The organism is Pseudoalteromonas sp. S558 (assembly GCF_005886635.1).
In the GTDB taxonomy this organism is placed as follows: domain Bacteria; phylum Pseudomonadota; class Gammaproteobacteria; order Enterobacterales; family Alteromonadaceae; genus Pseudoalteromonas; species Pseudoalteromonas aliena.
The window spans coordinates 1-6,268 of sequence record NZ_PNDU01000315.1; the positions used below are offsets into that span (position 1 = coordinate 1).

Consider the following 6,268-nt stretch of genomic DNA (forward strand, 5'->3'; position numbering starts at 1 on the left):
TAATTCTACAACCTCAACGCCCTCTTAATCTTGGTTAAGTAAACTCTGTTGTGTTTTTTTCAGCAGAGCGATTTTATCAATCGCTTCTTGAAGCTGCTCTTGCTTCATTCCTTGTTTACGACCTTTAGCAATTAAGCTTTCTAACGTTGCTACTTTGGTATTAACAGCACTTATAAAGCTACTTTCTAGTGCGTGTTGCTTCTCTTGTTGAAATTGTTGGTAGGCTTTATAGTCGTCTAAATCCCCCTTGTATTGAACACTGCTTAGTTTACTTTTATTCAGTGGGGGTAAGTAATTCGGTTCGGTAATTACCTGTTGAATATACTCATCCAAGGTACTTTTTTTAATATTTGAAGGATGTACATCTTCGATTTTTTTTACGGTGTGTACTGCTTGCTTTATTTTAGGTCGCTCACCTGTTGGTTGTTTAGTCGCTAGTACGATTTTTTTCTGCTCGGTGGAGCCAGAGAAATAGTATATGAAGGTAATGGCTAAAGATATTGTGATGAGTGCCGTGAGCTTTATTTTCATAACTTAATCTCATTTTGTGTGTGCCACGCAACCCACTTTTGCTGGTATTGCTGATGAGCATTTTGTAACGCCACAGATTTAATCGCTTGATAGCGAACTGTTTGGCCCGTTGCTGCAAAATATCTATATTCATAGTCATTAGTTAACACCACAACCCATAATCCCGCTGGCGAACGAATGACTTCAGAAAGCTCATTTTCATTTTGAGTAAATGCAAGTTGTACTACCCACTCTTTTTTATGCTCTCGATTGATATTATTATCAAATTTACTATAAATATCATTCATATTAGCCGCTTTTAAAGCCGCTTTGAAAGTACTCTTTGCCACTTCATTCTTAAATTTAACCGCGTCATTTCTATTTTTAAATTCAGCACCTTGGGCTGTTATTTGATATAAATATTTGAAGCGACTTTTATTTGCTTGGTAATACTGATTTATTTGTTGTTCAGAAACTTGTTTTTCTAATTGTTCGAGTATCGGGCTTTGTCCATGCATCATGTCTTTTACGCCAAGCCAGCTTTGAATCGAAGGACGCAATATGTCACCTTGAGCAATGCTTATTAAATTATCAATGTTGATATCTTTTGCTTTAAACGCGTTGGTCGCTTTTTCTAAATTTATAAAATATTGATGCTTTTTAGCTATTTCTGCTTGAAATAACTGGTTATCGCCTTGATGCAACCTAAACCGTATTTGCATAGAAAGTGGTTTAATGAAGTCATAAACAGACATTGCAGGAAACGCAAAATGTTCAAGTTTTACTAAATTTAATGTGTTTTTTTGCGTTTCAGAATATTGTCCATTCGCAGGATATTCACCTAATGTGTTCGTAAGCCAGCTGGCCGTAAAATGTTTAACATTATTAGAAGCTTCGATGGTCGGTGGTAAATGTAGTTGCTTTATAAAAAGGTTATTTAGGTAGCGCTCTACATGGTAACCGGTGGTAAAACCTACATCAGACAAACGCGCTACCTTGTTGGGCATTAGGCGCTGTGCTTCACTTAGCAAAAATTGGTTCTCGTATAAACGATAACGTGTTTGCGAAAGACTAATGTCACTATTTTGCTGTTGATATATTTGATGCATCAACTGTATTTCAGCGGGTGTGTATTTTTCAACACTCGTAAATGCTTGGCTGCTGTAAAGCAGCCCAAACATTACTACACATAGGTAGACGAAATACCTCATTAGCGGGCAACCATGGCATGATTTAATAAATGTACAACCATTGCAATAGCATGAGGGATAACTTGTTTGGCGGTATCGACACGATCGTAATGATCTTTCGAATTAAGCACAATACCTCCTTGAGCGTACGAAAAAGAACCGCCTTGGGTTAGCAATGGACGTACATCCGTTGAGGCTTCATCTAACGGTGAAAAGGTATTTATTGCTTGACGTATTAAGCTAGGATCATTGAGTTGTTCTTGATCATAATAATCCTTTACCCAGCCTTCCCAGCTAGAGTGATTTAAATCTGAAGTTGTCCATGTGTGATGCGGCTGAAGTAAATCAGTTGTATGAAATACAAACCCCAGTACTTGTGGATTACCACTGTCTAAATAGCTTTGAAACCAGTATTGGCCTAAGTTATCGATTGGTTGAAAAGGAATTTTTTCAAAATTATCATACATATTATAGTTCGATTGACTATCAATTCGGTAATGAGCTTCGGTAATGTCATAACTATTATATTTTGAAGAGTCAGCATTAAACCAGCCTGTTTCTCTTCCCTTTCCATCATCTAAATAGTCCCCTTTTAACCAAGCCGCAGCTAAGCTATCAATGGTGCCCCATACAGTGAGTTTGTCGTAGTTATAGCCGCCAAAATCATTACCATGCTGATCAGCGCCTTGCGTATGGTTTTGAAAGTGCCAATAGCTAGTATATTTTACAATGCTTTCAGCCGCGCCCCAAAGAGGAGCTTGGACACAAGAGCCCGTAATGGCACCACATAAAAAAGTATCTTCAAAATCATCAACATCATAGGCTGCTTGCCCTAGTAGCTCAGCCAGCTGTGAAACTGACATTTTATTTTGTAAAGCATATTGCGACAGCGCCGCATATTGCGTTGATTGTGGGTTTTGCTCCATATAACTTACAGCGTCAATAACAATCCGCTTATGGGTTTCTTGGCTAAATGCATGTGCTTGGTTGATACTTGTAAGTAATATAATTGCCGATGTTAATATTTTTTTCATTTTTATCTCATTGCTGTATTTAAAGGATTAACGCTATTAAAAGATAGCGCTATTACAGTACAATGACAGAAAAATTAAACATTTAATTAACAAATTTACCTGTTTCATAGGTCACAGACTTTCTAAATCAACTAAATACGCAGCAGCTTGTTTTAATAGCGCTGCTTTTTGCTCTTCGGTTTGTCGGTCCCAGTTTTTATAAACCATGCCTATACGCGGGTTTTTCTCTAATTTACTGCGGTGGGTGTGCATAAAGTTCCAGTATAGGCTATTAAGGGGGCATGCTTTTTCTCCCACTTTTTGTTTAACATCGTATTGGCAACTCTTGCAGTAATCGCTCATTTTATTAATGTAGTTTCCACTTGCTGCGTAGGGTTTTGTCGCAATGATACCATCATCGGCAAATTGGCTCATGCCACGTGTATTAGGCATTTCTACCCATTCAATAGCATCTATATAAACACCTAAATACCAGTTATCTACGTCATCAGGATTAATTCCCGTAAGCATACAAAAGTTTCCAATAACCATTAAGCGCTGAATATGATGGGCATAAGCCGTTGTTAAACTTTGCGAAAGAGAGTGGCTCAAACAGTTCATTTTTGTAGAGCCATGCCAAAAGTATTCAGGTAATTTATTTTTCGCCTGTAATTGGTTTTTGCGTGCGTAGTCGGGCATATTGATCCAATAAACACCCCGGACATACTCTCGCCACCCTAAAATTTGTCTAACGAAGCCTTCTACTTGTGAGATTGATATTTCATTAGGTCTTTGCCTATATTCGTTTATGACTCGATTAATGACATAAAGTGGATGAAGCAATTTTGCGTTTATGGCAAACGACAATCGGCTATGATAAAGGCTAGTGTTGTGCTCACTTTGATTTGTCATTGCATCTTGGAACTGACCAAAATTAATAAGTAAATTTTCACAAAAGTACTCAAGGCAGCTAATAGCTTGTTTTCTAGTGGTTGGCCATTGTAAATGTTGATTTTTTATTTCACCAAAGTAGCTCACTTGATGTTTATCTAAGCGATCAATAATTGTACTTACATCATTATTAAAAACCTTGGGTAAAGGTATATCCACTAAGTCGTTTTTAGAAAACTTGTTACGATTATTACTATCAAAATTCCATTTACCGCCTTCAGGTTTTCCTTGCTCCATAAGTACCTCAAATTGCTTACGCATAGCGCGATAAAAATGCTCCATCGTTACATGTTTGTTTTTTGAAAAACGCTCTTTTATTTGCGAAAAGGGAAGTAAAAAATGCTCGCTATCGACTGCGGTTACATTATATGTGCTTGCTTGTTTAAATAATGAAAGTTGCTCTTTGAGTCTGAACTCATCAGGATATTGATATTGTATGGCTGAGCAGCGATACTTTTTCGCTATGCGATTAAGTAAATCGGGTAAATTTTTATCATTTTGGGTTTCATCTAGGGTTAAGTGTAATACATTAAACTCTGCGCAACTTAGCGCATGGGCAAAGTTTTCCATAGCACTAAAAAATGCACATATCTTTTGAATATGATGCTTAACATAATCAGTTTCTTGCTTAAGCTCTGCGACAAGATAAAGAGTGTCATTGTCTTTATGTTTAAACCAGGAGTGAGACGGGTTAAGTTGATCACCTAAAATAAGTCTTAATGTTTTATAATGAGTCATAGTTAAGCCAAATAAATAGTATACGGGTATGTTTAATTAGCAGATCGCTTTGTTGAATTTTAAGTTATTACCTTAAAATTAATTTTTAGCAATGCATATTTCAGGTGAGAAGTGATGAATAAATTAAAAACGGTTTTAATGCTATTTGTTTGCGGGATTCCAACTACCGGCTTAGCCGAAACCACCGCTATTTATAAATGTGAGACGAGCGGCGCAGTGGAGTTTAGTCAACAACCATGCGCTGACAATCCACAAATTTTGCATTTAAATGTAATGACGCCACGCGATGATAAACGACATAGCGGCGAGCAAAATAGCATTAATCCAAAACCTAGTGCTGATTCAAATACAATCGATTCGTACATAAAAATGACGGCTCTGAAAAAGCAACTTGGTGAGCATCAAAATAAAATCGAAACGTATAAGTCACAAATGCAAAAGCAACTTAGCATGTTTAATAACAGTTTTGATTTGCAAGCTAATAACTTAGCAGGTGCTAAGCAAAGTGTAGCAATTGCTGAGCAAATAATTGCGACCATATCAAAGTTTGATGTGCTTTTTAAAAATCAACAAATGAGTATAGACAGAGTAACTCAGCAGATCAAAAATCTTGAAAAGACAAAAAAAAGTGATAACGCAAATCAGACTGGAGATGAAAATATTGATGATTTCATTCGTAAAGAGCAATTACATCGGGAAATAAAAGCCGCAAGTAGTAAAGTAATTACATTAAGTAATGAACTCAAAGAAGAAACATTAAAATTAGAGCAACGGATAGACTACCAAGGCAGTAGTGAAGCCGATACCACCTTCCATCTTGCCTTATCTAAGCGAATAGATGCTTTAAGTACACACTACGGATTACTGATAGAAATAGAAAATAAAAAGCTCAATCGCTTAAACGATCAGGCTATTTATTTACCATGATATAAGGGGCTGTTGATCTTTCAGAGTTAAAATTTGTGCTACTTGAGGGCAATTAACTATCTGCTTCCTCTATGTATATAGCCCTAGGTTTTATGACTTGCTTTTTTGAGCATCCGTTGTTCTAGTGAAATTACGTTTGTGGTATGAAACAGACTGTTATTCGAAAAATTTTCAAAAAACATTAAAACTTTACGCCAAGCTACTTTTTTCTCTGAACTAAAACGTTGCCCTAGGTGCTCTTCTAGTGTGGCATAAAACGTGTCACACAATACTTTAATGTCGGATTGTTGAATATTATCGTTTTTCAAAAACTGTAATTGATATGATAAAAAAGGAGCAACAGATAAAGGGTTATCCAAATGCTTAATAATACGTTCTAACATACAGTAAAGGGTATAACTTCTTTCATTAAATTGCGCAGCAGAGGGGTAACTCATGGTAATACAAGATTGAGTCAATTTGGTGTGAAAACGCTCAGTGAAAGCATGAAAATTTGGTTTTATAATGCTAAGGCTTTTTAATAATTCTGGTTGATGTGTTTTCATTAAATGCCTCGCTGCATCAGGTCATCATTGGTTTTTAGAGTCTATATTTTGGTTTTTAGTATAGCCAGTAGATAAAAAAGCGCACGGTTTTTTAATGACAAAACACAAAGCTGCGACCAATATTTTGATTTGTATGTTATTTTTATAATTAATAATGAGAGTGATTATCTATAAAGAAGTATCTCATAGATTATACAGTAGTGCTTTACTGATCTTTGAGAGCTGGAATTTAGGTAATCTAGAGATGGTTTAGCCGTGATGTAAAACTTGCAACTTAGTTAACCTGAACTCTGGATAATAAATTTATCTCGAGCAGCTATTTTCAGCGCTAACTGCGTTGAATTTACTTGCAATGGGCCCGCTATAGACGCGTAAATTCACCTTGTTTTCACTG

Annotated in this window: 6 protein-coding genes; 1 reads left to right on the top strand and 5 read right to left on the bottom strand. The window is 36.2% G+C overall.

Features of this window, described 5'->3' with window-relative positions:
* Positions 1 to 24: 24 nt before the first annotated feature.
* The 4 genes from CWB66_RS18145 to CWB66_RS18160 all read right to left on the bottom strand — a co-directional run bounded on the left by CWB66_RS18145 (position 25) and on the right by CWB66_RS18160 (position 4,402).
* On the bottom strand, positions 25 to 531 hold the full coding sequence (locus tag CWB66_RS18145; protein WP_252371793.1) for a hypothetical protein: 507 nt from the start codon (positions 529 to 531) through the stop codon (positions 25 to 27).
* The gene (locus CWB66_RS18150; protein WP_138586466.1) at positions 528 to 1,691 is read right to left on the bottom strand and encodes a peptidylprolyl isomerase; all 1,164 of its coding nucleotides are present in this window, start codon (positions 1,689 to 1,691) and stop codon (positions 528 to 530) included. The genes CWB66_RS18145 and CWB66_RS18150 overlap by 4 nt, the downstream gene beginning before the upstream one ends.
* A gap of 29 nt (positions 1,692 to 1,720) precedes the next feature.
* Positions 1,721 to 2,734 carry a phospholipase C/P1 nuclease family protein gene (locus CWB66_RS18155; protein ID WP_138586467.1) on the bottom strand — a complete coding sequence of 338 codons (1,014 nt, stop codon included), beginning with the start codon at positions 2,732 to 2,734 and terminating at the stop codon, positions 1,721 to 1,723.
* Between the two features lie 111 nt (positions 2,735 to 2,845).
* Positions 2,846 to 4,402 (bottom strand): cryptochrome/photolyase family protein, encoded by a 1,557-nt coding sequence (locus CWB66_RS18160; protein WP_138586468.1) that lies wholly within the window; start codon positions 4,400 to 4,402, stop codon positions 2,846 to 2,848.
* Positions 4,403 to 4,516: 114 nt separating this feature from the next.
* On the opposite strand from CWB66_RS18160, the gene CWB66_RS18165 reads away from it, so the two are divergent.
* On the top strand, positions 4,517 to 5,329 hold the full coding sequence (locus CWB66_RS18165; RefSeq protein ID WP_138586469.1) for a hypothetical protein: 813 nt from the start codon (positions 4,517 to 4,519) through the stop codon (positions 5,327 to 5,329).
* A gap of 83 nt (positions 5,330 to 5,412) precedes the next feature.
* On the opposite strand, the gene CWB66_RS18170 is transcribed toward CWB66_RS18165, so the two are convergent.
* Positions 5,413 to 5,874 (bottom strand): globin, encoded by a 462-nt coding sequence (locus tag CWB66_RS18170; protein ID WP_138586470.1) that lies wholly within the window; start codon positions 5,872 to 5,874, stop codon positions 5,413 to 5,415.
* Positions 5,875 to 6,268: the final 394 nt, after the last annotated feature.

Excerpts from the sequence above, each read along its gene's own strand:
- CWB66_RS18165 (WP_138586469.1), top strand. The coding sequence starts at position 4,517 with ATGAATAAATTAAAAACGGTTTTAATGCTATTTGTTTGCGGGATTCCA.
- CWB66_RS18155 (WP_138586467.1), bottom strand. The coding sequence starts at position 2,734 with ATGAAAAAAATATTAACATCGGCAATTATATTACTTACAAGTATCAAC.
- CWB66_RS18150 (WP_138586466.1), bottom strand. The coding sequence starts at position 1,691 with ATGTTTGGGCTGCTTTACAGCAGCCAAGCATTTACGAGTGTTGAAAAA.
- CWB66_RS18160 (WP_138586468.1), bottom strand. The coding sequence starts at position 4,402 with ATGACTCATTATAAAACATTAAGACTTATTTTAGGTGATCAACTTAAC.
- CWB66_RS18170 (WP_138586470.1), bottom strand. The coding sequence starts at position 5,874 with ATGAAAACACATCAACCAGAATTATTAAAAAGCCTTAGCATTATAAAA.
- CWB66_RS18145 (WP_252371793.1), bottom strand. The coding sequence starts at position 531 with ATGAAAATAAAGCTCACGGCACTCATCACAATATCTTTAGCCATTACC.